Origin of the sequence: Enterobacter cloacae complex sp. 309I3 (assembly GCF_050031595.1) — a bacterium.
Lineage (GTDB): Bacteria > Pseudomonadota > Gammaproteobacteria > Enterobacterales > Enterobacteriaceae > Enterobacter > Enterobacter cloacae.
Map to the genome: position 1 here is coordinate 438,436 of NZ_JBLGWI010000001.1, position 25,500 is coordinate 463,935.

Consider the following 25,500-nt stretch of genomic DNA (forward strand, 5'->3'; position numbering starts at 1 on the left):
AAAAGGGGACGATTTTAGCGATGCTTAGCTTAGTTGTCAGTTATCAGAATCAGAAAAGTTTTTACGCGTTTTTACCTGATCCATGCTCTCAAGAATGCGGTGGTAGTTATCAAAGCGGGTCTCCGCAATCTCACCTTTCTCGACCGCTTCGCGGATGGCACAGCCCGGGTCGTTATCGTGTTTGCAATCCCGGTATTTGCAAGCCCCTAAATAATCATGGAATTCGACAAATCCGTTGAAGATTTGTTCCGGTTCAAGGTGCCACAAACCGAATTCGCGCACGCCCGGAGAGTCAATCACATCGCCGCCATGCGGGAAGTGGTAGAGACGAGAAGCGGTAGTGGTGTGCTGGCCCAGGCCCGAGACATCAGAGACATCGTTAGTCAGAATTTCTTGCTGGAGACCGAGAAGATTATTCAGCAGGCTGGATTTCCCCACGCCGGACTGACCCGCAAAGATACTGATGCGCCCGGTCAGCGCTTCTTCTAAGGGTTTCAGGCCATCTTTGGTGTAGCTGGAGACCATCAGCACGCGATATCCGATCTTGCGGTAGATATCCATCTGCTCATTCACGAAGTCCATACCTTCATCATCCAGCAGATCGATCTTGTTCAGAACAATGATTGGCTCAACCTGTAACGTTTCGCAGGCAACAAGGTAGCGGTCGATAATATTGAGCGACAGCTCGGGCAAAATCGCCGAGACGATGACGATCTGGTTGATATTGGCGGCAATGGGTTTTACCCCGTCGTAGAAATCGGGACGGGTAAGTACCGACGTGCGCTCGTGAACCGCTTCAACGATACCTTTGACCGTTACGCCTTCCGCCGCCTCTTTACCTGGACGCCAGACAACGCGATCGCCGGTAACCAGCGAACGAATAGTCCGTCGAATGTTGCAACGGTGGATCTCACCGTCGGCGGATTCCACGTCGGCATGCATACCGAAACGGCTGATGACGACGCCTTCCGTCGGTTCACCAAACAGGTTGTCGTCGTAATCGACCTTCTCCGAAGTGGTTTTAAGGCGGCGCTGGTGATTGGCATTCACGCGGCGCTGCTGCCCTTTGGAGAGTTTATTTTTACTCAATCGCGCTGGCTCCTGGTCGCCCGTAAGGGGCAAAACCTCTATGATACACTCTAATTAATACTAGTTAACCTGCTACAGCCGGTTATGCGAGAAGGGTGGAAAATAACATGAGCGCGGATGAAAACAACCTGATTTGGATCGATCTTGAAATGACCGGGCTGGATCCCGAGCGCGATCGCATTATTGAGATTGCCACGCTGGTCACCGATGCAAACCTGAATATTCTGGCGGAAGGGCCAACCATTGCGGTGCACCAGTCCGACGATCAGCTGGCGTTGATGGATGAGTGGAACGTGCGTACCCACACCGGCAGCGGGCTGGTTGAACGGGTGAAGGCGAGCACGATGGGCGACCGCGAGGCGGAGCTGGCGACGCTTGAGTTTCTGAAACAGTGGGTCCCGGCGGGCAAATCCCCTATCTGTGGTAATAGCATTGGCCAGGATCGTCGTTTCCTGTTTAAGTACATGCCGGAGCTGGAATCTTACTTCCACTACCGTTATCTGGACGTGAGCACCCTTAAAGAGCTGGCGCGCCGCTGGAAACCCGAAATCCTCGATGGCTTTAAAAAGCAGGGTACGCATCAGGCGATGGACGATATCCGTGAGTCCGTCGCGGAGCTGGCGTACTATCGCGAAAACTTTATTAAGCTGTGATTTTGAGACCTGGCGCCTTGCGTGGCCGGGTTTTTGTCGTTAAATTGTTCAGCTTGCCGATTAAATAAGCACTTGAACTGATTTTCGAAAAAATCGCGTTGAGGGGGGTTGCAGCTAAAAGGATTTCTCGTATAATGCGCCTCCCGTAACGACAGAGAAATACGCGTTACGACAGCAACAAAAGCAGTACAAATTTGCGGGAATAGCTCAGTTGGTAGAGCACGACCTTGCCAAGGTCGGGGTCGCGAGTTCGAGTCTCGTTTCCCGCTCCAAAATTTGAAAAGTATCGCAAGATACGCCAGCACCAGAACACCCAAGCGGGAATAGCTCAGTTGGTAGAGCACGACCTTGCCAAGGTCGGGGTCGCGAGTTCGAGTCTCGTTTCCCGCTCCAAAATTTGAAAGTATCGCAAGATACGCACAGCTTCAGAACACCCAAGCGGGAATAGCTCAGTTGGTAGAGCACGACCTTGCCAAGGTCGGGGTCGCGAGTTCGAGTCTCGTTTCCCGCTCCAAATTCTTCTTGATATCAAAAATATCCACAGCGGTAAGATTCGTTGGGGACGTTTTCTATTACTTCCGAAATACTCTTGTAAACAGAGTTATCCACAGATTTTGGGTATGACCGAAACCGTGTGAAAAGTTAGCAGGGTGAATAGTATCTCTGTAACTTGCTGTATATGCTTGAGAAAATTTGATTTCAAAATGTTATTGAGATCACTTGACCTCATCTCCAGCCCTGATGCTGCTTGAGTTTGTAATTTTATTCACAGGCTGTGAATAGTTCACGCATCCCGCGGAAGCCCTTTTTCTATCACCCTCACCAGGCGTTGTTTTTGCGGTGGTTGCACCTCAACCACGCAGGCATTTCGCTTCTCGATTTGCTGCGCAATCGCCCATTCTATGTGTTCATCGAGAAGTGGGTGCTCACCTCTACGGCTCTCAAGCGCCCGGATATTCGCTTCATCCCACGGGGCATTCCCCAGCGCAACGGCGACATTACGCAGCCAGCGCAGATGGCCAATACGGCGAATGGCCGAACCTTCCGTCACTTTCAGGAACCAGGCTTCACTCCAGGCGAACAGTTCAATGAGCTGTGGCGCATGCAGCGCCTTACGCGGGCTAAAATCCTCTTCGTCCGTGAGCTGCGAATAGCGGTTCCACGGGCAAATTAACTGGCAGTCGTCGCAGCCGTAGATGCGATTGCCAATAAGTGGTCGGAATTCTTCAGGGATCGCCCCTTCCAGTTCGATGGTGAGGTAAGAGATGCAGCGTCGGGCATCCACCGTATAGGGCTCAACGATAGCGCCGGTTGGGCAGATAGTCATACAGGCCACGCAGCGCCCACAACCTTCTTCTACCGGGCCGTCTACCGGCAGCGGTAAATCAATCAGCAGTTCACCAAGGAAAAAGAACGATCCGGCGTCGCGGCTCAGAATAAGTGAGTGCTTACCAGTCCAGCCAAGCCCGGCTTTTTCAGCGATAGGGCGCTCAAGAACAGGCGCGGAGTCGACAAACGGTCTAAAATTCAGCGAAACACAGTGCTGCTGAATAGTTTCGCCGAGTTTTTTTAGTCGGTTACGCAGAAGCTTATGGTAATCACGCCCCAGGGCATACCGGCTAACGTAACCGAGAGAGGGATTTTTTAACGTACGCGCAAAAGCCGCGTTGGCGGGAAGATAATTCATGCGTACGCTGATAACGCGTAACGTACCCGGCAACAGCTCGTGTGGACGGGCCCGCATCATGCCATGACGCGCCATCCACTCCATTTCGCCGTGGTATTGTTTATCCAGCCAGGCCTGCAGTTTTGGCTCGCTGGCGGAGAGATCGGTGTCGGTGATCCCCACCTTCTGGAAGCCCAGTTCAGCACCCCACTGTTTTATTTTTTGCGCTAACTGATTGAGATCGAGGGGCTGTGACATGACGGACCATACTGTGAAGAAAAACCCCGCAAGTATACCACATTCCATCTGGCATGCGGATGACCTCAGACGCGCCGAAAAAGAGGCCGCGGACAGTCTTGGCATTACCCTTTATGAACTCATGCAACGGGCGGGCGAGGCGGCATTCAACATTGCCCGCAGTGCGTATCCGCAATCCGGCCACTGGCTCATTTTATGCGGACACGGCAATAACGGCGGCGATGGTTACGTTGTCGCCCGGCTGGCGGTCGCGGCAGGTCTCCGCGTTACGTTACTGGCGCTGGAGAGCGATAAGCCGCTGCCGGAAGAAGCCAGCGCCGCGCGGGAAGCCTGGCTGAATGCAGGCGGAGTGATTCATGCATCCGATATCGTCTGGCCAGAGGATGTTGATCTGATTGTTGATGGTCTGCTGGGCACCGGGTTACGTAGTGCGCCCCGTGATAACGTAGCCGCTCTGATTGCGCGCGCCAATGCCCATACCGCGCCGGTGGTGGCACTGGATATTCCCTCTGGTCTGTTGGCGGAAACCGGTGCGACGCCAGGAGCGGTGATCCAGGCCGCGCATACCGTCACGTTTATTGCCCTGAAGCCCGGGTTACTCACCGGGAAAGCGAGGGATGTGGTGGGCTCGTTGCACCATAACGCCCTGGGGCTGGAGAGCTGGCTTGCCGGGCAGGAGACACACCTTTCCCGCTTTGATGCTACTCAACTTAGCCACTGGCTGCCGCCGCGTCGGCCAACGTCGCACAAGGGCGACCACGGCAGGCTGGTCATCATTGGCGGCGATCATGGCACGGCCGGCGCTATCCGGATGACGGGGGAAGCTGCGTTGCGTAGCGGTGCGGGGCTGGTCCGGGTGCTGACGCGCAGTGAAAATATCCCGCCCATTATTACGGCCCGACCAGAGCTGATGGTGCATGAGCTTACGCCGCAGACCCTTGAAGAGAGTCTTGAGTGGGCGGATGTGGTGGTGATTGGCCCGGGACTCGGGCAACAGGCCTGGGGTAAGCAGGCGCTGCAAAAGGTCGAGAATTTTCGTAAACCGATGCTCTGGGATGCCGATGCGCTGAACCTTCTGGCAATCAACCCGGATAAGCGTCACAATCGCATCCTGACGCCACACCCCGGCGAAGCCGCGCGGCTGCTTAACTGCAGCGTAGCAGAAATTGAAAGCGATCGCTTACTTTCTGCTCGCCGTCTGGTAAAACGTTACGGAGGTGTTGCCGTTCTCAAAGGGGCGGGAACCGTCATCGCAAGCGATGAGGCACTGGGCATTATTGATGCCGGAAATGCGGGCATGGCGAGTGGCGGAATGGGCGATGTGCTTTCAGGCATCATCGGCGCATTGCTCGGGCAGAAACTTCCCCTTTATGATGCAGCCTGTGCCGGCTGCGTGGCTCACGGTGCGGCGGCTGACAGCCTGGCTGCACGGTATGGCACACGCGGTATGCTGGCCACCGATCTTTTTTGCACGCTGCGGCGTGTTGTTAACCCGGATGTGATTGACGTAGAAAATGACTAATCGAGCGATTCCTTTACCTGATGAACAAGCCACTTTAGAACTCGGCAAGCGCGTGGCGCAGGCCTGTCAGGGGGCGACTGTCATTTATCTTTATGGTGATTTAGGTGCGGGTAAAACCACCTTCAGCCGGGGTTTTTTGCAGGCGTTAGGCCATAACGGGAATGTGAAAAGCCCAACCTACACACTGGTAGAACCGTACACTCTTGAAAATCTCATGGTGTATCACTTCGATTTATACCGACTTGCGGATCCTGAGGAGCTGGAATTTATGGGGATCCGTGATTATTTTGCCAATGATGCCATCTGCCTGGTGGAGTGGCCGCAACAAGGTGCGGGTGTGTTGCCTGACCCGGATGTCGAAATTCACTTAGATTACCAGGCACAAGGGCGTGAGGCGCGCATCAGTGCTGTTTCCTCATCAGGCAGTTCCTTACTGGCGCGTTTAGCCGGTTGAGCGTAGGGATGACGGGATGATAAATCGCGTTAAAGGTTGGTTATTGGCTGCCACAGTGCTGCTGTGCGCGCAGGCTGGTGCGGCAAGCCTCTCGGATATTCAGGTGTCGAACGGGGAGAGTCAGGCCCGGATCACGTTCAGTTTTATGGGCGACCCTGAATATGCTTTTTCTCAACCAGACAGCCGCAGCGTGGCGCTGGATATCAAACAGACGGGTGTGATCCAGGGGTTGCCCTTGCAGTTCAGCGGTAACAACCTGGTCAAAAGTATTCGTTCCGGCACGCCAAAAGACAGTCAGTCATTGCGCCTGGTGGTCGATCTGACCGAAAAGGGTAAAACGCGGGCGGTGAAGCAGCAAAACGGCGCGAATTATACGGTGGTCTTTACCATCAATGCCGATGCGCCTCCGCCACCGCCACCGCCGCCGGTTGTGGCGAAACGGGTGGAAGAGCCGGTTTATACCCCGCGCCCGTCTGAACCTGCGCGTAATCCGTTTAAAACCGACAACGATCGCATCACCGGCGTCACCAGCAGTAATACCGTGACGCGCCCGGCGGCCAGCGCGCGTCGTGTGGTCAGCGGTGATAAAGTGATTATCGCCATTGATGCCGGTCATGGCGGGCAGGATCCTGGTGCAATTGGTCCAGGTGGTACGCGCGAGAAAAACGTGACCATCGCCATTGCCCGTAAGCTACGGACGCTGTTGAACGATGACCCGATGTTTAAAGGCGTATTGACCCGTGACGGCGATTATTTTATCTCCGTGATGGGACGCTCAGACGTGGCGCGTAAACAAAATGCTAACTTCCTGGTCTCCATTCATGCGGATGCCGCACCAAACCGTAACGCCACGGGGGCATCGGTGTGGGTGCTGTCAAACCGTCGGGCGAACAGTGAAATGGCTAACTGGCTTGAAGAGCATGAGAAGCAGTCCGAACTGTTGGGTGGTGCGGGCGATGTGCTGGCCAACAGCCAGTCTGACCCGTATCTCAGCCAGGCGGTGCTCGATTTACAGTTCGGTCATTCTCAGCGCGTCGGGTATGATGTCGCCACCAACGTATTGAATCAGCTGCAAGGCATCGGGGCATTGCATAAACGCCGTCCGGAGCATGCGAGCCTTGGGGTTCTGCGTTCGCCGGACATTCCATCGATCCTCGTGGAAACGGGCTTTATCAGTAATAACAGCGAAGAGCGTTTGCTGGGCAGCGACAGCTATCAGCAGCAAATTGCCGAAGCGATTTATAACGGTCTGCGTAAATATTTTGAGGCTCATCCGCTGCAGTCTGCGCCGCAGGGCGGTGCAGCCCAGACGGCCAGCGCCGTGCTACCGGGTGAGATGACCGCGACCAACTAAGGAGAATTCATGCCGATTCAGGTTCTACCGCCGCAGCTTGCGAACCAAATCGCCGCCGGTGAGGTGGTGGAGCGCCCTGCGTCGGTGGTGAAGGAGCTGGTCGAAAACAGTCTTGATGCGGGAGCCACCCGCATCGATATTGATATCGAACGTGGTGGTGCAAAGCTGATTCGCATTCGGGACAACGGGTGCGGTATCAAAAAAGAGGAGCTGGCGCTGGCGCTGGCGCGTCACGCGACCAGTAAAATCGCCTCTCTGGACGACCTGGAAGCGATCATCAGCCTCGGGTTTCGCGGCGAGGCGCTGGCCAGTATCAGCTCGGTTTCCCGTTTATCGCTAACCTCCCGTACGGCCGAACAGCAGGAAGCCTGGCAGGCCTATGCCGAAGGGCGCGATATGGACGTCACGATTAAACCTGCGGCGCATCCTGTTGGCACGACGCTCGAAGTATTGGATCTCTTCTACAACACTCCCGCCCGCCGTAAGTTTATGCGCACCGAGAAGACCGAATTCGGTCATATCGATGAGATTATCCGCCGTATCGCGCTGGCGCGTTTCGATGTCACCATCAACCTCAGCCACAACGGCAAGGTGATGCGCCAGTACCGCGCAGTAGCGGAGGGCGGGCAGAAAGAGCGTCGTCTGGGGGCAATCTGCGGTACGCCGTTTCTGGAACAGGCGCTGGCCATTGAATGGCAGCACGGTGATTTGGCCTTACGCGGTTGGGTTGCCGACCCGAACGCCAGCAGCGCCGCCTTCGCGGAGATCCAGTATTGCTACGTAAACGGCCGCATGATGCGCGACCGTCTGATCAACCACGCCATTCGTCAGGCCTGTGAAGATAAGCTCGGCGCGGATCAGCAGCCTGCGTTTGTGCTTTATCTGGAAATCGACCCGCATCAGGTTGATGTTAACGTCCATCCTGCCAAGCATGAAGTTCGGTTCCATCAGTCGCGGCTGGTGCACGATTTCATCTATCAGGGCGTGCTGAGCGTTTTGCAGCAGCAGGTTGAACCCACGCTGCCGCTGGAAAAAGAAGAGCCCGCTCCGCGTCCAATACCGGAAAACCGTGTTGCGGCGGGGCGTAACCATTTTGCCGAGCCCGCTGTCGCGCGTGAACCGGAAGCGCCACGTTTCTCGTCGGCAGGAAGCGCGCCGCGACCCACCGGTGCGAACTATCCCAACGCTCAGCCCGGCTATCAAAAGCAGCAGGGGGCGTTGTACCGTAAACTGCTCGAAACCCCCGCAGTCACGCGTAAAGAGCACAGTGAGGTACAAGCGCCTTCGCTGGAAGGGCATAGTCAGAGCTTTGGCCGGGTACTGACGATTGTTGCGCCGGATATGGCGTTACTCGAACGCGAGGGCAAGCTCATGCTCCTGGCCCTGCCGGTTGCTGAACGCTGGCTAAAACAGGTGCAACTGACCCCAGGAGAAAACGCGGCTTGTGCGCAACCGCTTTTGATCCCGGTTCGACTAAAAATATCCACTGAAGAAACAAGGGTACTGCAGCGCGCAGAGGCCCAACTGGCGCAGATGGGGATTGAAATGGTACTGGAATCACAGCATGTGACAATTCGCGCAGTGCCTTTACCCTTACGCCAACAAAATTTACAAAACTTGATTCCTGAACTGATAGGCTACCTGGCGCAACAAACAATGTTTGATGCCGCCAACACCGCGCAGTGGATCGCCCGCCATTTGGCCAGCGAACATACGCCGTGGAGTATGGCGCAGGCGATTAGCGTGCTGGCAGAGGTGGAACGCCTTTGCCCGCATCTGGTGAAAGCACCGCCGGGTGGATTATTACAACCTGTTGATTTACAAACGGCGATGACTGCCCTTAAAGATGATTGATGTCAGTAAGGCGAGCCTGCCTAAGGCGATTTTTTTGATGGGCCCTACGGCCTCCGGCAAAACGGCGTTAGCCATTGAGCTACGTAAAGTTTTGCCCGTAGAGTTGATTAGTGTCGATTCTGCCCTCATCTACCGAGGAATGGACATTGGCACGGCGAAGCCCGACGCAGCCGAACTGCGCGCGGCTCCGCATCGTTTGCTGGACATTCTCGACCCGGCGCAGGCCTACTCCGCAGCGGATTTTCGCCGCGATGCCTTAGCCGAGATGGCCGAGATAACGGCGGCGGGACGTATACCGCTGTTGGTTGGCGGCACCATGCTCTATTTCAAGGCGTTGCTGGAGGGGCTCTCTCCTCTGCCATCGGCGGACCCTGAAATAAGAGCAAAAATTGAACAGCAGGCGGCAGAGCAGGGATGGGACGTTTTGCATCAGCAACTGGCAGAGATTGACCCGGTTGCCGCAGCACGGATCCATCCAAATGATCCGCAAAGGCTTTCCCGGGCACTGGAAGTTTTTTTCATTTCGGGTAAAACTTTAACGGAACTGACGCAAACGTCAGGAGACGCTCTGCCGTATCAGGTGCATCAGTTCGCTATCGCCCCGGCGAGCCGTGAACTGCTCCATCAACGAATTGAGCAGCGTTTTCATCAGATGTTGGCTTCAGATTTTGAAGCAGAAGTGCGGGCGTTATTTGCCCGTGGAGATTTGCATACGGACATGCCTTCCGTTCGTTGTGTGGGATACCGCCAGATGTGGTCATATCTTGAAGGCGAGATTTCATATGATGAAATGGTTTATAGAGGTGTTTGCGCCACGAGACAGTTAGCGAAGCGCCAGATCACCTGGTTGCGCGGTTGGGAAGGGGTTCACTGGTTAGACAGCGAAAAACCGCAACAGGCGCTAAACGAAGTGATTGAGGTTATTGGTGATATCGCTCACTGAATGTGTACAATTGAGACGTATCGTGCGCAATTTTTCAGAATCGCAAGGTTCTAAGTACAAAACAAGCATATAAGGAAAAGATAGAATGGCTAAGGGGCAATCTTTACAAGATCCGTTCCTGAACGCATTGCGTCGGGAACGTGTTCCAGTTTCTATTTATTTGGTGAATGGTATTAAGCTGCAAGGTCAGATTGAGTCTTTCGATCAGTTCGTGATCCTGTTGAAAAACACGGTCAGCCAGATGGTCTACAAGCACGCTATTTCTACTGTTGTTCCGTCCCGTCCGGTATCTCATCACAGCAATAACGCTGGCGGCGGCACTGGTAGTAACTACCATCATGGCAGCAACGCGCAGGGTTCTTCTGCTCCTGCGCAGGACAGCGACGAGACCGAATAAGGTTTCGCACTGTTATCCACACGGGGAGCCAGGGATCCTGCGTTCCCCGCTGATATTTTTAGAGGGTTTTACGCTTGTTTGACCGTTATGATGCCGGTGAGCAGGCGGTGCTGGTACACATCTATTTTTCGCAAGACAAAGATATGGAAGACCTCCAGGAGTTTGAATCTCTGGTCTCTTCCGCCGGTGTCGAAGCAATGCAGGTGATTACCGGTAGCCGTAAAGCGCCGCACCCAAAGTATTTTGTTGGTGAAGGTAAAGCAGTAGAAATTGCGGATGCCGTAAAAGCAACCGGTGCGTCAGTCGTGTTGTTTGATCATGCGCTGTCTCCGGCTCAGGAGCGTAACCTGGAAGCGCTTTGCGAATGCCGTGTTATCGATCGCACGGGGTTGATTTTAGATATTTTTGCTCAGCGTGCACGTACCCACGAGGGTAAGCTGCAGGTTGAGCTGGCGCAGTTGCGCCATCTGGCCACGCGTCTTGTACGTGGCTGGACCCACCTTGAACGACAAAAAGGCGGGATTGGTTTGCGCGGTCCGGGTGAAACCCAGCTCGAAACCGACCGCCGTTTGCTGCGCGGCCGTATTACTCAGATCCTCTCTCGTCTGGAAAGAGTCGAGAAACAGCGTGAGCAGGGACGTCGGGCGCGTACGAAAGCCGACATCCCGACGGTGTCGCTGGTGGGGTATACCAACGCCGGTAAATCCACCTTGTTTAACCAGATTACCGAGGCCCAGGTCTATGCCGCAGACCAGCTGTTTGCGACCCTGGACCCGACGTTGCGTCGTATCGACGTGGCGGATGTGGGTGAAACCGTGCTGGCGGATACCGTAGGGTTTATTCGCCACCTTCCGCATGATCTGGTGGCCGCGTTTAAAGCCACCCTGCAGGAGACGCGTCAGGCGACCCTGCTGCTGCACGTGATTGATGCTGCAGATGTCCGCGTGCAGGAAAACATCGACGCGGTGAATGTGGTGCTCGAAGAGATCGAGGCCCACGAGATCCCAACGCTGTTGGTGATGAACAAGATCGACATGCTGGATGATTTTGAGCCGCGTATCGATCGTGATGAAGAGAACAAACCAATTCGGGTCTGGCTTTCCGCCCAGACCGGTATTGGCGTGCCACTGCTTTTCCAGGCTTTGACAGAACGTCTTTCCGGTGAGGTAGCCCAGCACACGCTGCGACTGCCACCACAGGAAGGCAGGCTGCGCAGCCGGTTTTATCAGCTTCAGGCGATAGAAAAAGAGTGGATGGAGGATGACGGCAGCGTGGGGATGCAGGTGCGTATGCCGATCGTTGACTGGCGTCGCCTCTGTAAACAAGAACCTGCGCTGGTCGACTATATCGTCTGATCGGAAAGGGGATGCCTGAATAATTCGCCCTTGCATAACAAATATGGAGCATATACATGGCGTGGAATCAGCCCGGTAATAACGGACAGGACCGCGACCCGTGGGGAAGCAGCAATAATCAAGGCGGCAACTCTGGGGGAAATGGCAACAAAGGTGGTCGCGATCAGGGGCCGCCGGATCTGGATGATATCTTCCGCAAGCTAAGCAAGAAGCTTGGTGGGCTTGGTGGAGGAAAAGGGTCTGGCTCGGGTGGCAATTCTACCCAGGGCCCGCGCCCGCAAATGGGTGGTCGCATCGTGGGCATTGTGGCCGCTGCCGTGGTCATCATCTGGGCAGCCAGCGGGTTCTACACCATTAAAGAAGCCGAGCGCGGCGTGGTCACCCGTTTTGGTAAGTTCAGCCATCTGGTTGAGCCGGGCCTGAACTGGAAACCGACCTTCATTGACGACGTCACTGCAGTGAACGTGGAGTCGGTGCGTGAGCTGGCCGCTTCCGGCGTGATGCTGACCTCTGATGAGAACGTAGTGCGCGTTGAGATGAACGTGCAATATCGTGTTACGGATCCAGAACGTTATCTGTTTAGCGTGACCAGTGCCGATGACAGCCTGCGTCAGGCGACCGACAGCGCCCTGCGTGGCGTGATCGGTAAATACACCATGGACCGCATTCTGACTGAAGGTCGTACCGTTATTCGTAGCGATACCCAGCGTGAGCTGGAAGAGACCATTCGTCCGTACAACATGGGTATCACCCTGCTGGACGTCAACTTCCAGGCTGCTCGTCCGCCGGAAGAGGTGAAAGCCGCGTTTGATGACGCGATTGCCGCGCGTGAGAACGAACAGCAGTACATCCGTGAAGCGGAAGCGTACGCCAACGAAGTTCAGCCACGTGCTAACGGTCAGGCGCAGCGTATTCTTGAAGAAGCACGCGCGTATAAGACCCAGACCATCCTGGAAGCGCAGGGTGAAGTGGCACGTTTCGCGAAAATCCTGCCGGAATATAAAGCGGCTCCGGAAATTACCCGCGAGCGTCTTTATATCGAAACCATGGAAAAAGTGCTGAGCCATACACGTAAAGTGCTGGTTAACGACAGCAAAGGTGGAAACCTGATGGTACTGCCGCTGGATCAGATGCTGAAAGGCGGTTCTGCACCGGCAGCAAAAGACAACAGCGGTGCGAATAACCTGCTGCGTCTGCCACCTGCATCGTCCGGTAGCTCCAGCGCAACAACCACGCCTTCTTCGAACGATGGTGACATTATGGACCAACGCCGTGCTAACGCGCAGCGTAACGACTACCAGCGTCAGGGGGAATAAGGATGCGTAAGTCAGTTATTGCGATCATCGTCATCGTACTGGTCGTACTTTATACCTCTATCTTTGTGGTGAAAGAGGGCGAGCGCGGGATTAAGTTCCAGTTCAGCAGCGTCGTCCGTGACAGTGACAAGCGTCCGGTGATTTATGAGCCGGGTCTGCACTTCAAGGTTCCTTTTATCCAGTCAGTGAAGACGCTTGATGCGCGTATCCAGACCATGGATAACCAGGCCGACCGTTTCGTGACCAAAGAGAAGAAAGACCTGATCGTTGACTCCTATATCAAGTGGCGTATCAGTGATTTCAGCCGTTACTTCCTGGCAACGGGCGGCGGTGATGTTTCTCAGGCGGAAGTGCTGTTGAAACGTAAATTCTCTGACCGTCTGCGTTCTGAAATTGGTCGTCTGGATGTGAAAGACATCGTGACCGACTCTCGTGGTCGTCTGACGCTGGAAGTGCGCGATGCGCTGAACTCCGGCACTGCGGGTACGGAAGACGAAGTTGAAACGCCAGCAGCGGACGATGCAATTGCTAAAGCGGCGGAACGTGTTCAGGCTGAAACCAATGGTAAAGTGCCTGTAATCAACCCGAACAGTATGGCTGCGCTGGGTATCGAAGTGGTGGATGTGCGTATTAAGCAGATCAACCTGCCGGCGGAAGTGTCTGAGGCGATCTACAACCGTATGCGCGCCGAGCGTGAAGCGGTAGCCCGTCGTCACCGTTCACAGGGTCAGGAAGAAGCGGAAAAACTGCGTGCAGCCGCGGACTACGAAGTGACCAAGACGCTGGCGGAATCTGAGCGTCAGGGCCGTATCCTGCGTGGTGAAGGTGATGCGGAAGCCGCGAAACTGTTCGCCGATGCGTTTAGCCAGGATCCAGACTTCTACGCCTTTATCCGTAGCCTGCGCGCTTACGAGAATAGCTTCCAGAGCAACCAGGATGTGATGGTGCTCAGCCCGGACAGCGATTTCTTCCGTTATATGAAGACGCCGACTAACGCAACGCGATAAACTCAGTCTCGTTTGAGTATTCAAACCACCGCTCTTAACGGAGCGGTGGTTTTCTTTTATAAGGATTAAAAATGAATTCAACGATCTGGCTGGCACTGGCGCTGGTTTTAGTCCTGGAAGGTCTGGGCCCGATGCTCTATCCGCGCGCCTGGCGTCGCATGATCGCCACCCTGAGCCAGTTGCCGGATAATATTTTGCGCCGATTCGGCGGCGGTCTTGTGGTTGCTGGCATTGTTATCTACTACATGTTGAGGAAAACGATTGGCTGATCAAAAAGTGATCGGTTTTGGCATATTTTGGGGTCAAAAAGTGCTGTATATCTGAAAAAGCGATGGTAGAATCCATTTTTAAGCAAACGGTGATTTTGAAAAAAATGGGTAACAACGTCGTCGTACTGGGCACCCAATGGGGTGACGAAGGTAAAGGGAAGATTGTTGATCTTCTGACTGAACGGGCTAAATATGTTGTACGCTACCAGGGCGGTCACAACGCAGGCCATACTCTCGTAATCAACGGTGAAAAAACCGTCCTCCATCTTATTCCATCAGGCATTCTCCGCGAAAACGTCACCAGCATCATCGGTAACGGCGTAGTGCTGTCTCCGGCTGCGCTGATGAAAGAGATGAAAGGTCTGGAAGACCGTGGTATCCCGGTTCGCGAGCGTCTGCTGCTCTCCGAAGCCTGCCCGCTGATCCTTGATTATCACGTGGCACTGGACGTTGCGCGTGAAAAAGCGCGTGGCGCGAAAGCGATCGGCACCACCGGTCGTGGTATCGGCCCGGCTTATGAAGACAAAGTGGCTCGTCGCGGTCTGCGCGTGGGCGACCTGTTCGATAAAGCAACCTTCGCTGAAAAACTGAAAGAAGTGATGGAATATCACAACTTCCAGCTGGTGAACTTCTACAAAGCAGACGCTGTTGACTACCAGAAAGTGCTGGATGATGTCATGGCGATTGCAGACATTCTGACCGGCATGGTAGTTGATGTGTCCGATCTGCTGGACCAGGCGCGCAAGCGTGGCGATTTCGTCATGTTCGAAGGTGCGCAGGGTACGCTGCTGGATATCGACCACGGTACCTATCCGTACGTAACCTCCTCTAACACCACCGCAGGTGGCGTGGCGACCGGCTCTGGCCTGGGTCCACGTTATGTGGATTACGTTCTGGGCATTATCAAAGCGTACTCCACTCGCGTGGGTGCGGGTCCATTCCCGACCGAGCTGTTTGATGAAACCGGCGAGTTCCTGTGCAAGCAAGGTAACGAGTTTGGCGCGACCACCGGTCGTCGTCGTCGTACCGGCTGGCTGGATGCAGTGGCTGTGCGTCGTGCAGTGCAGATCAACTCCCTGTCTGGCTTCTGCCTGACCAAATTGGACGTCCTGGACGGCCTGAAAGAGGTGAAAATCTGCGTCGGCTACCGCATGCCGGATGGCCGTGAAGTGACCACCACTCCGCTGGCTGCTGATGACTGGGAAGGTATCGAGCCAATCTACGAAACCATGCCAGGCTGGTCTGAGACCACTTTCGGTGTGAAAGAGCGTAGCGGCCTGCCACAGGCAGCGCTGGATTACATCAAGCGCATTGAAGAACTGACCGAAGTGCCGATCGACATTATCTCTACCGGCCCGGATCGTACTGAAACGATGATCCTGCGCGACCCGTTCGACGCATAATCTTCGTGACTGCTGGCCTGCGGGAAAACCCGTAGGCCGGATAAGCGTAGCGCCATCCGGCGACCGCTCCTGGATATCCGCTTTTTCGCCCCGTCTGTCAAATAAATTAGCCCCTAACTATCTGGCTGGTTTATCATCATTAATGAATATCTCTGCGGTTTTACCGCGTTTTCCCTTTTTTCCTGAGGTTGATGTGCAGTTAACAAGTTTCACCGATTACGGCTTACGCGCGCTAATTTACATGGCGTCGTTACCCGATGGGAAAATGACCAGTATCTCTGAAGTGACAGAGGTCTACGGCGTGTCCCGTAATCATATGGTCAAAATAATCAATCAACTTAGTCGTGCCGGATACGTTGCTGCCGTCCGCGGGAAAAATGGTGGGATCCGTCTTGGTAAACCGGCGCAAAGTATTCGTATTGGGGATGTGGTGCGTGAACTGGAGCCTTTGTCTCTGGTGAACTGCAGCAGCGAGTTCTGCCACATTACACCCGCTTGTCGCCTGAAACAGGCGCTTTCTCTGGCCGTGCAAAGTTTTCTTAAGGAACTGGATAACTACACGCTGGCCGATTTGGTTGAAGAGAATCAACCGCTTTATAAATTATTGCTGGTGGAATGAAGAAAATTTCCACCGGAGCTGACAACGGAGGAACCGATATGTCACATGATCCTTTCCAGGAACGCGAAGCTGAAAAATACGCGAATCCTATCCCCAGCCGCGAGTTCATCATTGAACACTTAACAAAACGCGAAAAACCCGCCAATCGTGAAGAACTTGCTGTTGAATTAAACATTGAAGGTGAAGAGCAAACTGAAGCCCTTCGCCGCCGCCTGCGCGCCATGGAGCGCGACGGGCAACTGGTCTTTACCCGCCGCCAGTGCTATGCGCTGCCAGAACGCCTCGACCTGTTGAAAGGGACCGTCATTGGTCACCGCGACGGTTACGGTTTTTTGCGCGTAGAGGGCCGCAAAGACGACCTCTACCTCTCATCCGAACAGATGAAGATGTGTATTCACGGCGACCAGATCCTGGCGCAGCCGCTGGGTGCCGATCGTAAAGGCCGTCGCGAAGCACGCGTGGTTCGCGTGCTGGTGCCAAAAACCAGCCAGATCGTTGGCCGCTACTTTACCGATGCCGGTGTAGGCTTTGTGGTACCGGATGACAGCCGTCTGAGCTTCGATATCCTGATCCCGCCTGAAGAGGTGATGGGCGCGCGCATGGGCTTTGTGGTAGTAGTGGAGCTTACCCAACGTCCAACGCGTCGCACCAAAGCGGTAGGTAAAATCGTCGAAGTGCTGGGCGATAACATGGGTACCGGCATGGCTGTTGATATGGCCCTGCGTACGCATGAGATCCCTTACATCTGGCCAAAAGCGGTTGAAGAGCAGATTGTGGGTCTGAAGGAAGAGGTGCCGGAAGAGTCCAAAGCGGGACGCGTGGATCTCCGCAGTTTGCCGCTGGTCACCATTGATGGTGAAGATGCCCGCGACTTCGATGACGCCGTATACTGCGAGAAAAAACGTGGCGGCGGCTGGCGTCTGTGGGTTGCTATCGCCGACGTGAGCTATTACGTTCGTCCCCACACGCCGCTCGATAACGAAGCGCGCAGCCGTGGTACGTCGGTTTACTTCCCGTCTCAGGTGGTACCGATGCTGCCGGAAGTGCTTTCCAACGGCCTCTGTTCCCTGAACCCGCAGGTTGATCGCCTGTGTATGGTTTGCGAGATGACCATCTCCAGTAAAGGTCGCTTAACCGGTTATAAATTCTACGAAGCGGTAATGAGCTCCCATGCGCGTCTGACCTACACCAAGGTCTGGCATATGCTGCAGGGCGATCAGGATCTGCGTGAACAGTATGCGCCGCTGGTGAAGCACATCGAAGAGTTGCATAACCTCTACAAAACGCTGGATCAGGCGCGTGAAGAGCGTGGCGGGATCTCGTTTGAGAGCGAAGAGGCGAAGTTCATTTTCAACGCTGAACGCCGCATTGAGCGTATTGAACAGACCCAGCGTAACGATGCGCATAAGCTGATCGAAGAGTGTATGATCCTGGCGAACATCTCGGCGGCCCGTTTTGTCGAGAAAGCTAAAGAGCCGGCGCTGTTCCGTATCCACGATAAACCGTCGACGGAAGCCATTACTGCGTTCCGCTCCGTACTGGCTGAACTCGGTCTGGAGCTGCCTGGCGGTAACAAGCCAGAGCCGCGCGATTATGCTGAGCTGCTGGAATCCATTGGCGATCGTCCGGATGCAGAAATGCTGCAGACCATGCTGCTGCGCTCCATGAAGCAGGCGATTTACGACCCGGAAAACCGGGGTCACTTCGGTCTGGCGCTGCAGTCTTACGCGCACTTTACATCGCCGATCCGCCGTTATCCGGACCTGTCTTTGCACCGTGCGATCAAGTATCTGCTGGCGCAGGAGCAGGGCCATAAAGGTAACACGACTGAAACCGGCGGGTACCACTATTCAATGGAAGAGATGCTGCAGCTTGGCCAGCATTGTTCCATGACCGAACGCCGTGCCGATGAAGCGACGCGCGAAGTCTCTGACTGGCTGAAATGCGACTTTATGCTGGATCAGGTCGGTAACATTTTCAAAGGTGTTATCGCTAGCGTGACCGGGTTTGGTTTCTTTGTTCGCCTTGACGAGCTGTTTATCGACGGTCTGGTGCATGTCTCCAGCCTCGATAACGACTATTACCGTTTCGACCAGGTTGGACAGCGCCTGATTGGTGAATCGGGTGGACAGACCTATCGCCTTGGCGATCGGGTGGAGGTCAAAGTCGAAGCCGTCAACATGGACGAGCGTAAGATTGACTTCAGTCTGATCTCCAGCGAGCGCGCGCCACGTAACGTAGGTAAAACCGCGCGTGAGAAGGCGAAAAAAGGCGGTAACGGCAACGCGAGCGGCAAACGTCGTCAGGCGGGTAAGAAAGTGAACTTCGAGCCAGACAGCGCCTTCCGCGGTGAGAAAAAGCAGAAGCCAAAAGCGGCGAAGAAAGAGGCTCGCAAGGCGAAAAAGCCGTCCGCGAAAACACAAAAAATTGCTGCTGCGACCAAAGCGAAGCGCGCAGCGAAGAAACAGCAGGCGGAGTAAATTCTCCCCTCACCCTGACCCTCTCCCCACTGGGGAGAGGGGGAAATACCTATTATGAGAATCATCAATGAGTGAAATGATTTACGGCATCCACGCGGTGCAGGCCCTGCTGGAGCGCGCACCGGAGCGTTTTCAGGAAGTGTTCATTCTGAAAGGGCGTGAAGACAAACGTCTGATGCCGCTGATCCACGCACTGGAAGCACAGGGCGTGGTGATCCAGCTGGCCAACCGCCAGTTCCTGGATGAGAAAAGTGAAGGCGCGGTTCACCAGGGGATTATTGCCCGCGTGAAGCCAGGCCGTCAGTATCAGGAAAACGATCTGCCGGATCTGATCGCCGCACTGGATAACCCGTTCTTCCTGATCCTTGATGGCGTGACCGATCCGCACAACCTCGGCGCGTGCCTGCGCAGCGCCGATGCGGCGGGCGTGCACGCGGTGATCGTACCGAAAGATCGTTCTGCACAACTGAACGCAACGGCGAAGAAAGTGGCCTGCGGTGCAGCGGAAAACGTTCCGCTGATCCGCGTCACCAACCTGGCGCGCACCATGCGTATGCTGCAGGAAGAGAATATCTGGATCGTCGGTACCGCCGGTGAAGCGGATCATACTCTGTATCAGAGCAAAATGACCGGCCGTCTGGCGCTGGTAATGGGTGCGGAAGGTGAAGGCATGCGTCGCCTGACGCGTGAGCACTGCGACGAGCTGATCAGCATCCCTATGGCGGGCAGCGTGTCGTCTCTGAACGTTTCTGTTGCAACGGGTATTTGCCTGTTTGAAGCGGTACGTCAGCGCGGCGAATAAACAGCAAGGCCGTCCTGTGGACGGCCTTTTGTGTTTTATCTCTCTCCCGGTGGGTGAGGGCACCAGACGGTGACAGCCTTACTCCTCTAACGTCCGCAAATGGTCATCCTTCCTGAGCGTCATCAGCGCCACAATACTCACCACCGCCGTCGCCATGACGTAATATGCCGGAATGTCGAGGTTTCCCGTCTCCTTAATCAACCCGGTAATAATAAGCCCCGCACACCCCGAGAAAATGGCATTCGACAAGGAATACGCCAGACCAAGCCCGGTATAGCGTACACGCGTCGGGAACATCTCTGAGAGCATTGCCGGCCCTGGACCTGCCAGCATGCCCACCAGACCGCCAGCTATCAATACCACGATCGCTTTTACCGCGAGGGTACTGGACTCCGCCTGCAGAATTTTCAGCAGCGGCAGGGCGAGGATCAGCAGTAACGCGGTGGCGATAATCATCACCGTGCGGCGGCCAATCCTGTCGCTCAGGATCCCCGACGGAATAATGGTGAGTGCAAAGCCGACGTTCGAAATCACGGCTATCAACAGTGCCTGGTTAAATCCGGTGTGCAGTGCCGATTGCAGATAGGTCGGCATAATCACCAGATAGGTATAACCCGCCGCCGACCAGACCATCACCCGGCCAATTCCCATCACGATCGCTTTAATTGTGGCGACGGTACTGGCCTGCGCGATCAGCGGTTTTTCCTGCTGCTGCACGAAGCTCGGCGTCTCTTCCATACTCACCCGCAACCAGAGCGCCACCACCCCCATAGGCAGGGCCAGGAAAAATGGGATACGCCAGCCCCAGTCATGCAGGGCTTCCGGTGTCAGTAAGGCAGAAAGCAAGGCGACAATACCCGCGCCCGCTAATAGCCCCAGCGCCACCGTGAACGATTGCCATGCGCCATACAGACCACGTTTACCGCGTGGTGCAAATTCCGTCATCAAGGAAACCGCACCACCGTACTCACCCCCCGCGAACAATCCCTGCAGGATGCGCAGCAACGTAACGATCAGCGGCGCAGCGATACCGATGCTGGCATAGACTGGCACAACACCGATGGCGGCGGTGGCGAGCGTCATCAGCACCAGCACAATAATCAGCGTCGGTTTGCGGCCAATCCGGTCGCCGATGCGGCCAAACACCACCGCCCCCAGCGGACGGAAGAAGAAAGCGATGGCAAACGAGGCGAAGGTGAGGATCAGGCTGGTCAGCCCCGACTCGCCTTCAAGCTGGAAGAAGTTTTTCGCAATCACGGTGGCCAGAAAGCCGTAGACCGCAAACTCATACCACTCGATGAAATTACCAATGGAGCCTGCAATTAACGCACGCTTATGCGCATTCGGTTGCATAACTTTCCTCACTGAAAGGGGTAAGAATAAATTATTCAATAAAAGTGAAGTGATGAAATAGTTTATTCTTATGTTCTGTGAGCTATTTCACGAATGATATCAGCGGGATCGCTACCGTGTGACCTTACTCCCATGCAGCGTGCACAGGGTCTGTCCATACTTATCTTCATTGCCACTGAAGGAGGGAGACAGCATGCACTGGCAAACACATACCGTTTTTAACCAACCCGCACCGCTTTCGAACAGCAACCTTTTTCTCTCTGATTGTGCCCTGCGTGACGCGGTGGCCCGCGAAGGCGCGGAGTGGGATAGCGAGTTGCTGGCCAGTATAGGCCAGCAGTTAGGTACGGCGGAGTCGCTGGAGCTTGGCAGGCTGGCGAACGTCAATCCGCCGGAGTTACTTCGCTATGACCCCACCGGTGAGCGGCTGGATGATGTCCGTTTTCACCCCGCCTGGCATCTTCTGATGCAGGGGCTGTGCGCTAACCGGGTGCATAACCTGGCGTGGGAAGAGGAGGCGCGTAAAGGCTCCTTTGTCGCTCGCGCCGCGCGCTTCGTGTTGCATGCTCAGGTTGAGGCCGGAACGCTGTGCCCCGTGACCATGACGTTTGCCGCCACGCCGCTGCTGCAACAGGCGCTCCCTGAACCTTTCCAGAACTGGCTCACGCCGCTACTGAGCGATCGTTATGATCCTCACCTTGCCCCCGGAGCCCAAAAGCGCGGCCTGCTGATCGGCATGGGGATGACGGAAAAACAGGGCGGCTCGGACGTGCTCAGCAACACTACTAAAGCAGAAAAGTGCAGCGACGGCAGCTACCGGATGGTGGGTCATAAATGGTTTTTCTCTGTGCCACAAAGCGATGCGCATCTGGTGCTGGCGCAGGCGAAAGGCGGGTTGTCCTGCTTTTTTGTTCCTCGCTTTTTGCCTGACGGGCAGCGCAACGCCGTGCGCCTGGAGCGGCTGAAAGACAAGCTCGGCAACCGCTCTAACGCCAGCAGTGAAGCGGAGTTTCTGGATGCGTCCGGCTGGCTGTTAGGGGAAGAGGGGGAAGGGGTACGACAGATCCTTCGCATGGGCGGGTTAACGCGTTTTGACTGCGCTCTGGGCAGCCATGGGTTGATGCGTCGGGCATTATCCGTGGCGCTGTACCACGCCCATCAGCGGCAGACGTTCGGAAAAAACCTCATCGATCAGCCGCTGATGCGCGACGTCCTGAGCCGCATGGCGCTGGTGCTGGAGGGGCAAACGGCGCTGCTGTTTCGTCTTGCCCGGGCGTGGGATAAACGCGCCGATCCGCAGGAGGCGGCCTGGGCGCGGCTTTTCACACCAGCCGCGAAATTCAGCGTCTGCAAAGCGGGTATCCCGTTCGTGGCAGAGGCGATGGAGGTGTTGGGCGGCATCGGGTACTGCGAGGAGAGTGAACTCCCCCGTCTGTATCGCGAGATGCCGGTGAATAGCATCTGGGAAGGCTCAGGGAACATCATGTGTCTGGATGTTCTGCGCGTTCTGGCGAAGCAGCCGGGTATGTTCGATCTGCTGGCAGAGGATTTTGCGCAGGTGAAAGGTCAGGACAGACACTTCGATCGCAGCTGGCGGCAGTTGCAGCAAAAACTGCGTAAACCGCAGGAGGCGCAGGGGCGGGAGATTGCGCATCAGCTATTCCTGCTGGGCGCCGGAAGCCAGATGCTGCGGCACGCCTCTCCGCCCGTCGCACAGGCGTGGTGCCGCATGATGCTGGATACCCGTGGCGGCACGCTGATGACAGAGCAGGTTCAAAGCGATCTTCTGCTACGCGCCACGGGCAGGGTAGGCTAGTTTTTAAGCTGGAACAGGCTCACCAGTTGAGTGAGGTGCGACCCTTTCTCGCGCAGTGATTGTGCGGTTTGCTCGCTGCGCGAGACGCGATCGGCGTTGATGTGGGAGGCCTCACCAATATGGGTCATGGCCAGATTTACCTGACGGATCCCCGCCGACTGTTCGCGGGATGCATGGTTAATCTCGGTCACCAGTTGGTTGATGTTATCGATGTGCGCGATGATGGCATCCATCGCCAGACGCGTCTGCTCTGAGAGCGCATGGCCTTCACTCACCTTGTTCAGCGTGTCGCCAATCAGCTGCTCAATCTCTTTCACCGCATTAGCGCTGCGTGCCGCCAGGGCGCGCACTTCCTGCGCGACCACAGCAAACCCTTTTCCGTGTTCGCCGGCGCGTGCTGCTTCAACCGCTGCATTAAGCGCCAGAATGTTAGTCTGGAAAGCAATCGACTCAATCACGCGCGTGATGTCCTCGATGCGCTTTGAGGCGTCGCGAATATCGTCCATGGTGGAGACTGCGTTCGTCACCGTCTCGCCCCCCTGATGCACCGCGCGTGAGGTTTCCCCCACCAGCTGCTGCGTCTGTTCCATATTGGCCGCGTTTTGCTGCACGGTTGCGGCGAGTTGTTCCATACTCGCGGAGGTCTCTTCAACGCTACTGGCCTGTTTGTTGATCTGCTCTGAGATCTCACCGGTATCAGAGGCCAGGGCGTTAGTGCCCAGATGGATCTCACCTGCGGCCTCGCGTACCTGCAGGACAATCTTTTGCAGACCGCCGCCGATCCCGTTGATGGCGTCGATAAGCTGGCCAACCTCATCCTGGCGGGTAACGGACAGGCTGGCACGCAGATCGCCTGCCGCATATTGTCGGGCAAGGTGAATGACGTTACGCAGCGGACGCGTCAGCATGCGACGAATGATGATGACAAACAGCGCGGCAAACAGGACTGACAGCGCCACGCCTGCCAGCAGGAAGCGATCCCGCATCGTGGTGACGCTTGAGAGCAGCGCCGATTTATCCACTTCCCCCACAATGGTCCAGTTCCAGCCCGGCAGCGGCGTATAGGCCATTTTCAGTATGCGACCATCCTCACTTGCGCGTTCCAGCGTGCCCGGGGTATTGCTCAGCAACTGCTGCTGGGTGGCGCTGTCCCACTCAGGAAGCTGGCCTTCCCGGTTCGAGTGGAAAAGGAACTGTCCGCGCGTTTTACCGTTGCTGCGATCCAGCACGAAGAAGTGTCCGCTGTCACCTAAACGACGATTGAGGATTTTTTCGCGCATCACGTTCCAGGAGTGGGTGATATCCACACCAACAAAAATGATCCCAATGACCTGGCCTTCTGCGTTTTTGAACGGCTGATACTGGGTGATATAGCGCTTGCCGAACAGCAACGCCAGACCGCGATAGACCTCGCCTTTGGTGACGGCCGCATAGGCCGGGCTGGCAGTGTCCAGAATGGTACCCATTGCCCGATCGCCGTTCTCTTTGCGCAGGGAGGTGGCGACACGGACAAAGTCATTACCGCTGCGCACAAACAGGGTCGAGATTGCCCCTGTACGCGCCAGGAAGTCGTCAGAAAGTGCATTGTTTTCATGCAGGCCTGTTTCACCCCCTTTCAGAAGGGGAACGCTAAGCCCGTTAATGGTCTGGAGTTGACTGCTGTCGACGCTCAAAGGCTGCGGTAAAAAGGTGGTGAACAGCCGGGTATAGCTCTCGACCTCTTCGCTCAGACTGGTGTTAAACATCTGTACCATATCAACCATACCGGTGGACTGGTTATGCAGGTCTTCTACCGCAAGGGCTTCAAGCTGCTGGCTGGCTTTATGGCTGAGCAGAAAAGTGAAAAGCATAAACAGCGTGGCGACACTCACGCCGGTAAGAAGCGATAGCTTTGCGCCCAGACCCGCACGGCGAAAAAAGGTGATCATAAATTGCTCATTATTGAAAAGGTATGGCTTTTCAACGGCAGGACAGAGCTAACATTTACTTAAATAATGTAACAAAATGTTATCAAATTGTTTTTAATGGGGTTGAAAGAAGATAAAAAATTTGCAAAAACGAAAAGCCACTAAAAATAAGTGGCTTTTATCGGAGGTGATTAGACGTAGAGAATAGCCTGTACGCGCCAATGATCGCTGCGATTATCTTCCTGCATCTGAATAATTCGATACCAGGAAGCGCCCTGTTCATCGGCTTTTAGTGCCACGACACGTTCAACATCTTGCGGGCTCCCCGAAATGTTATTGACGGAGATCTGGCCAATTTCATTAAGGCCAGTGACGCAATCAGCACTGGCGAATTCTGCTGACTGTGCAGTCGTGCTCACAAGGCCTACTGAGAGCAACAGAGAGGTCAAAGCAAGAGTTCGTTTCATTGTCAGCTCCATTTCACATTTCTCCGGTATCCGCCGGGCACTCCTTCGCAAATAAACTCACTTCCATTGTCGCGGGCATGGAGTTTATTGTGGACAGGAAAATGTCTATGGACGCAAAGCAGTGTAAATGTCGTTCAAATGAAGATCGTTATTTACGGTACAAAATAGCCTGTGAATACCACTGTCCCGTAATGATGGTTTCATCGATCATAATGATGACGTAATAATCTGCTTTGGCGGCGGCAGCTTGCGCCTTTATTGACTCCTCTGCGTCATCCGGGGATCCGCGAACCAGCGCGGAGACGGTACCCATTCGTTGTAATCCTTCCGTCTGATTACGACGAATCTCCTGCGGATGGTCGGCGACCGGGGGAGCGGGTTGCGGTGTCCCCTGTAGTGCACTACAGCCACTGAGCAGAACCAGCAACAATAAAGTAGCAAACCTGCGCATAACCATATCTCGTTTCCTGATAGCCATAGTGTAGTTGTCTGCGAATTTAGTTTTGGGGGAATGTT

22 protein-coding genes and 3 tRNA genes are annotated in these 25,500 nt (G+C 55.2%); 19 read left to right on the top strand and 6 right to left on the bottom strand.

Going from position 1 to position 25,500, the window contains the following annotated elements:
- Positions 1-36: 36 nt before the first annotated feature.
- The gene (rsgA, locus tag ACQG22_RS02075; protein ID WP_013095279.1) at positions 37-1,089 is read right to left on the bottom strand and encodes a small ribosomal subunit biogenesis GTPase RsgA; all 1,053 of its coding nucleotides are present in this window, start codon (positions 1,087-1,089) and stop codon (positions 37-39) included.
- A gap of 107 nt (positions 1,090-1,196) precedes the next feature.
- Here rsgA and orn point away from each other — a divergent pair, with 107 nt between their 5' ends.
- The 4 genes from orn (at position 1,197) to ACQG22_RS02095 (ending at position 2,256) form a co-directional block, all read left to right on the top strand.
- Complete coding sequence (gene orn, locus ACQG22_RS02080; RefSeq protein ID WP_013095280.1) at positions 1,197-1,742, top strand: oligoribonuclease; 546 nt, start codon at positions 1,197-1,199, stop codon at positions 1,740-1,742.
- Positions 1,743-1,938: 196 nt separating this feature from the next.
- Positions 1,939-2,014, top strand: a tRNA-Gly gene (locus ACQG22_RS02085).
- A 45-nt stretch (positions 2,015-2,059) separates the two neighbouring features.
- A tRNA-Gly gene (locus tag ACQG22_RS02090) sits at positions 2,060-2,135 on the top strand.
- Between the two features lie 45 nt (positions 2,136-2,180).
- Positions 2,181-2,256, top strand: a tRNA-Gly gene (locus ACQG22_RS02095).
- 270 nt (positions 2,257-2,526) lie between these two features.
- On the opposite strand, the gene queG is transcribed toward ACQG22_RS02095, so the two are convergent.
- Positions 2,527-3,666, bottom strand: a complete 1,140-nt coding sequence (gene queG, locus ACQG22_RS02100) for a tRNA epoxyqueuosine(34) reductase QueG (RefSeq protein WP_013095281.1) — start codon at positions 3,664-3,666, stop codon at positions 2,527-2,529.
- Between queG and nnr the strand changes: the two genes are divergently transcribed.
- The 14 genes from nnr (at position 3,665) to rlmB (ending at position 19,441) form a co-directional block, all read left to right on the top strand.
- Positions 3,665-5,188 carry a bifunctional ADP-dependent NAD(P)H-hydrate dehydratase/NAD(P)H-hydrate epimerase gene (nnr, locus tag ACQG22_RS02105; protein WP_095453754.1) on the top strand — a complete coding sequence of 508 codons (1,524 nt, stop codon included), beginning with the start codon at positions 3,665-3,667 and terminating at the stop codon, positions 5,186-5,188. The genes queG and nnr overlap by 2 nt on opposite strands.
- On the top strand, positions 5,181-5,642 hold the full coding sequence (tsaE, locus tag ACQG22_RS02110) for a tRNA (adenosine(37)-N6)-threonylcarbamoyltransferase complex ATPase subunit type 1 TsaE (RefSeq protein WP_013095283.1): 462 nt from the start codon (positions 5,181-5,183) through the stop codon (positions 5,640-5,642). The genes nnr and tsaE overlap by 8 nt, the downstream gene beginning before the upstream one ends.
- A gap of 16 nt (positions 5,643-5,658) precedes the next feature.
- Positions 5,659-6,996 (top strand): N-acetylmuramoyl-L-alanine amidase AmiB, encoded by a 1,338-nt coding sequence (gene amiB / locus ACQG22_RS02115; protein ID WP_023619489.1) that lies wholly within the window; start codon positions 5,659-5,661, stop codon positions 6,994-6,996.
- 9 nt (positions 6,997-7,005) lie between these two features.
- A complete protein-coding gene (mutL, locus tag ACQG22_RS02120) occupies positions 7,006-8,850 on the top strand; it encodes a DNA mismatch repair endonuclease MutL (RefSeq protein WP_369706794.1) in 1,845 nt (614 codons plus the stop codon).
- Positions 8,843-9,793: a tRNA (adenosine(37)-N6)-dimethylallyltransferase MiaA gene (miaA, locus tag ACQG22_RS02125; protein ID WP_020688973.1), complete on the top strand. Its 951-nt coding sequence runs from the start codon at positions 8,843-8,845 to the stop codon at positions 9,791-9,793. Before mutL ends, miaA begins: the two co-directional genes overlap by 8 nt.
- Positions 9,794-9,878: 85 nt before the next feature.
- Positions 9,879-10,190 carry an RNA chaperone Hfq gene (hfq, locus tag ACQG22_RS02130; protein WP_013095287.1) on the top strand — a complete coding sequence of 104 codons (312 nt, stop codon included), beginning with the start codon at positions 9,879-9,881 and terminating at the stop codon, positions 10,188-10,190.
- A 74-nt stretch (positions 10,191-10,264) separates the two neighbouring features.
- Positions 10,265-11,545, top strand: coding sequence for a ribosome rescue GTPase HflX (gene hflX, locus ACQG22_RS02135; RefSeq protein ID WP_013095288.1), 1,281 nt, complete (start codon positions 10,265-10,267; stop codon positions 11,543-11,545).
- 56 nt (positions 11,546-11,601) lie between these two features.
- Positions 11,602-12,861 (top strand): FtsH protease activity modulator HflK, encoded by a 1,260-nt coding sequence (gene hflK, locus ACQG22_RS02140; protein ID WP_013095289.1) that lies wholly within the window; start codon positions 11,602-11,604, stop codon positions 12,859-12,861.
- A gap of 2 nt (positions 12,862-12,863) precedes the next feature.
- The gene (hflC, locus tag ACQG22_RS02145; protein ID WP_013095290.1) at positions 12,864-13,868 is read left to right on the top strand and encodes a protease modulator HflC; all 1,005 of its coding nucleotides are present in this window, start codon (positions 12,864-12,866) and stop codon (positions 13,866-13,868) included.
- Between the two features lie 71 nt (positions 13,869-13,939).
- Complete coding sequence (locus ACQG22_RS02150; protein ID WP_013095291.1) at positions 13,940-14,137, top strand: DUF2065 domain-containing protein; 198 nt, start codon at positions 13,940-13,942, stop codon at positions 14,135-14,137.
- Between the two features lie 104 nt (positions 14,138-14,241).
- The gene (locus tag ACQG22_RS02155; RefSeq protein WP_006178975.1) at positions 14,242-15,540 is read left to right on the top strand and encodes an adenylosuccinate synthase; all 1,299 of its coding nucleotides are present in this window, start codon (positions 14,242-14,244) and stop codon (positions 15,538-15,540) included.
- Positions 15,541-15,733: 193 nt separating this feature from the next.
- Positions 15,734-16,159 (top strand): nitric oxide-sensing transcriptional repressor NsrR, encoded by a 426-nt coding sequence (gene nsrR, locus ACQG22_RS02160; protein ID WP_014830384.1) that lies wholly within the window; start codon positions 15,734-15,736, stop codon positions 16,157-16,159.
- A gap of 38 nt (positions 16,160-16,197) precedes the next feature.
- Positions 16,198-18,639 (top strand): ribonuclease R, encoded by a 2,442-nt coding sequence (gene rnr, locus ACQG22_RS02165; RefSeq protein WP_013095293.1) that lies wholly within the window; start codon positions 16,198-16,200, stop codon positions 18,637-18,639.
- Between the two features lie 67 nt (positions 18,640-18,706).
- Entirely contained in the window at positions 18,707-19,441 is a 735-nt protein-coding gene (gene rlmB, locus ACQG22_RS02170; RefSeq protein WP_013095294.1) for a 23S rRNA (guanosine(2251)-2'-O)-methyltransferase RlmB, read from the top strand.
- 78 nt (positions 19,442-19,519) lie between these two features.
- On the opposite strand, the gene ACQG22_RS02175 is transcribed toward rlmB, so the two are convergent.
- The gene (locus ACQG22_RS02175; protein ID WP_369706793.1) at positions 19,520-20,794 is read right to left on the bottom strand and encodes an MFS transporter; all 1,275 of its coding nucleotides are present in this window, start codon (positions 20,792-20,794) and stop codon (positions 19,520-19,522) included.
- A 193-nt stretch (positions 20,795-20,987) separates the two neighbouring features.
- On the opposite strand from ACQG22_RS02175, the gene ACQG22_RS02180 reads away from it, so the two are divergent.
- Positions 20,988-22,610 (top strand): isovaleryl-CoA dehydrogenase, encoded by a 1,623-nt coding sequence (locus ACQG22_RS02180; protein WP_148790399.1) that lies wholly within the window; start codon positions 20,988-20,990, stop codon positions 22,608-22,610.
- Here ACQG22_RS02180 and ACQG22_RS02185 read toward each other — a convergent pair.
- From ACQG22_RS02185 to bsmA, 3 genes are all read right to left on the bottom strand, one after another.
- Complete coding sequence (locus ACQG22_RS02185) at positions 22,607-24,538, bottom strand: methyl-accepting chemotaxis protein (protein ID WP_369706792.1); 1,932 nt, start codon at positions 24,536-24,538, stop codon at positions 22,607-22,609. The two genes, ACQG22_RS02180 and ACQG22_RS02185, sit on opposite strands and share 4 nt — an antisense overlap.
- 170 nt (positions 24,539-24,708) lie before the next feature.
- Positions 24,709-24,996 carry a DUF1471 family protease activator YjfN gene (gene yjfN, locus ACQG22_RS02190; protein ID WP_013095298.1) on the bottom strand — a complete coding sequence of 96 codons (288 nt, stop codon included), beginning with the start codon at positions 24,994-24,996 and terminating at the stop codon, positions 24,709-24,711.
- A 136-nt stretch (positions 24,997-25,132) separates the two neighbouring features.
- A complete protein-coding gene (bsmA, locus tag ACQG22_RS02195) occupies positions 25,133-25,462 on the bottom strand; it encodes a biofilm peroxide resistance protein BsmA (protein WP_071830088.1) in 330 nt (109 codons plus the stop codon).
- Positions 25,463-25,500 lie beyond the last annotated feature (38 nt).

Bases quoted from the DNA above. Each gene is read 5' to 3' on its own strand.
- amiB (WP_023619489.1), top strand. From the start codon at position 5,659: ATGATAAATCGCGTTAAAGGTTGGTTATTGGCTGCCACAGTGCTGCTG.
- hfq (WP_013095287.1), top strand. From the start codon at position 9,879: ATGGCTAAGGGGCAATCTTTACAAGATCCGTTCCTGAACGCATTGCGT.
- rnr (WP_013095293.1), top strand. From the start codon at position 16,198: ATGTCACATGATCCTTTCCAGGAACGCGAAGCTGAAAAATACGCGAAT.
- orn (WP_013095280.1), top strand. From the start codon at position 1,197: ATGAGCGCGGATGAAAACAACCTGATTTGGATCGATCTTGAAATGACC.
- ACQG22_RS02180 (WP_148790399.1), top strand. From the start codon at position 20,988: ATGCACTGGCAAACACATACCGTTTTTAACCAACCCGCACCGCTTTCG.
- mutL (WP_369706794.1), top strand. From the start codon at position 7,006: ATGCCGATTCAGGTTCTACCGCCGCAGCTTGCGAACCAAATCGCCGCC.
- ACQG22_RS02150 (WP_013095291.1), top strand. From the start codon at position 13,940: ATGAATTCAACGATCTGGCTGGCACTGGCGCTGGTTTTAGTCCTGGAA.
- queG (WP_013095281.1), bottom strand. From the start codon at position 3,666: ATGTCACAGCCCCTCGATCTCAATCAGTTAGCGCAAAAAATAAAACAG.
- hflK (WP_013095289.1), top strand. From the start codon at position 11,602: ATGGCGTGGAATCAGCCCGGTAATAACGGACAGGACCGCGACCCGTGG.
- bsmA (WP_071830088.1), bottom strand. From the start codon at position 25,462: ATGGCTATCAGGAAACGAGATATGGTTATGCGCAGGTTTGCTACTTTA.
- miaA (WP_020688973.1), top strand. From the start codon at position 8,843: ATGATTGATGTCAGTAAGGCGAGCCTGCCTAAGGCGATTTTTTTGATG.
- yjfN (WP_013095298.1), bottom strand. From the start codon at position 24,996: ATGGAGCTGACAATGAAACGAACTCTTGCTTTGACCTCTCTGTTGCTC.
- ACQG22_RS02175 (WP_369706793.1), bottom strand. From the start codon at position 20,794: ATGCAACCGAATGCGCATAAGCGTGCGTTAATTGCAGGCTCCATTGGT.
- ACQG22_RS02155 (WP_006178975.1), top strand. From the start codon at position 14,242: ATGGGTAACAACGTCGTCGTACTGGGCACCCAATGGGGTGACGAAGGT.
- hflC (WP_013095290.1), top strand. From the start codon at position 12,864: ATGCGTAAGTCAGTTATTGCGATCATCGTCATCGTACTGGTCGTACTT.
- tsaE (WP_013095283.1), top strand. From the start codon at position 5,181: ATGACTAATCGAGCGATTCCTTTACCTGATGAACAAGCCACTTTAGAA.
- ACQG22_RS02185 (WP_369706792.1), bottom strand. From the start codon at position 24,538: ATGATCACCTTTTTTCGCCGTGCGGGTCTGGGCGCAAAGCTATCGCTT.
- nnr (WP_095453754.1), top strand. From the start codon at position 3,665: ATGACGGACCATACTGTGAAGAAAAACCCCGCAAGTATACCACATTCC.
- rlmB (WP_013095294.1), top strand. From the start codon at position 18,707: ATGAGTGAAATGATTTACGGCATCCACGCGGTGCAGGCCCTGCTGGAG.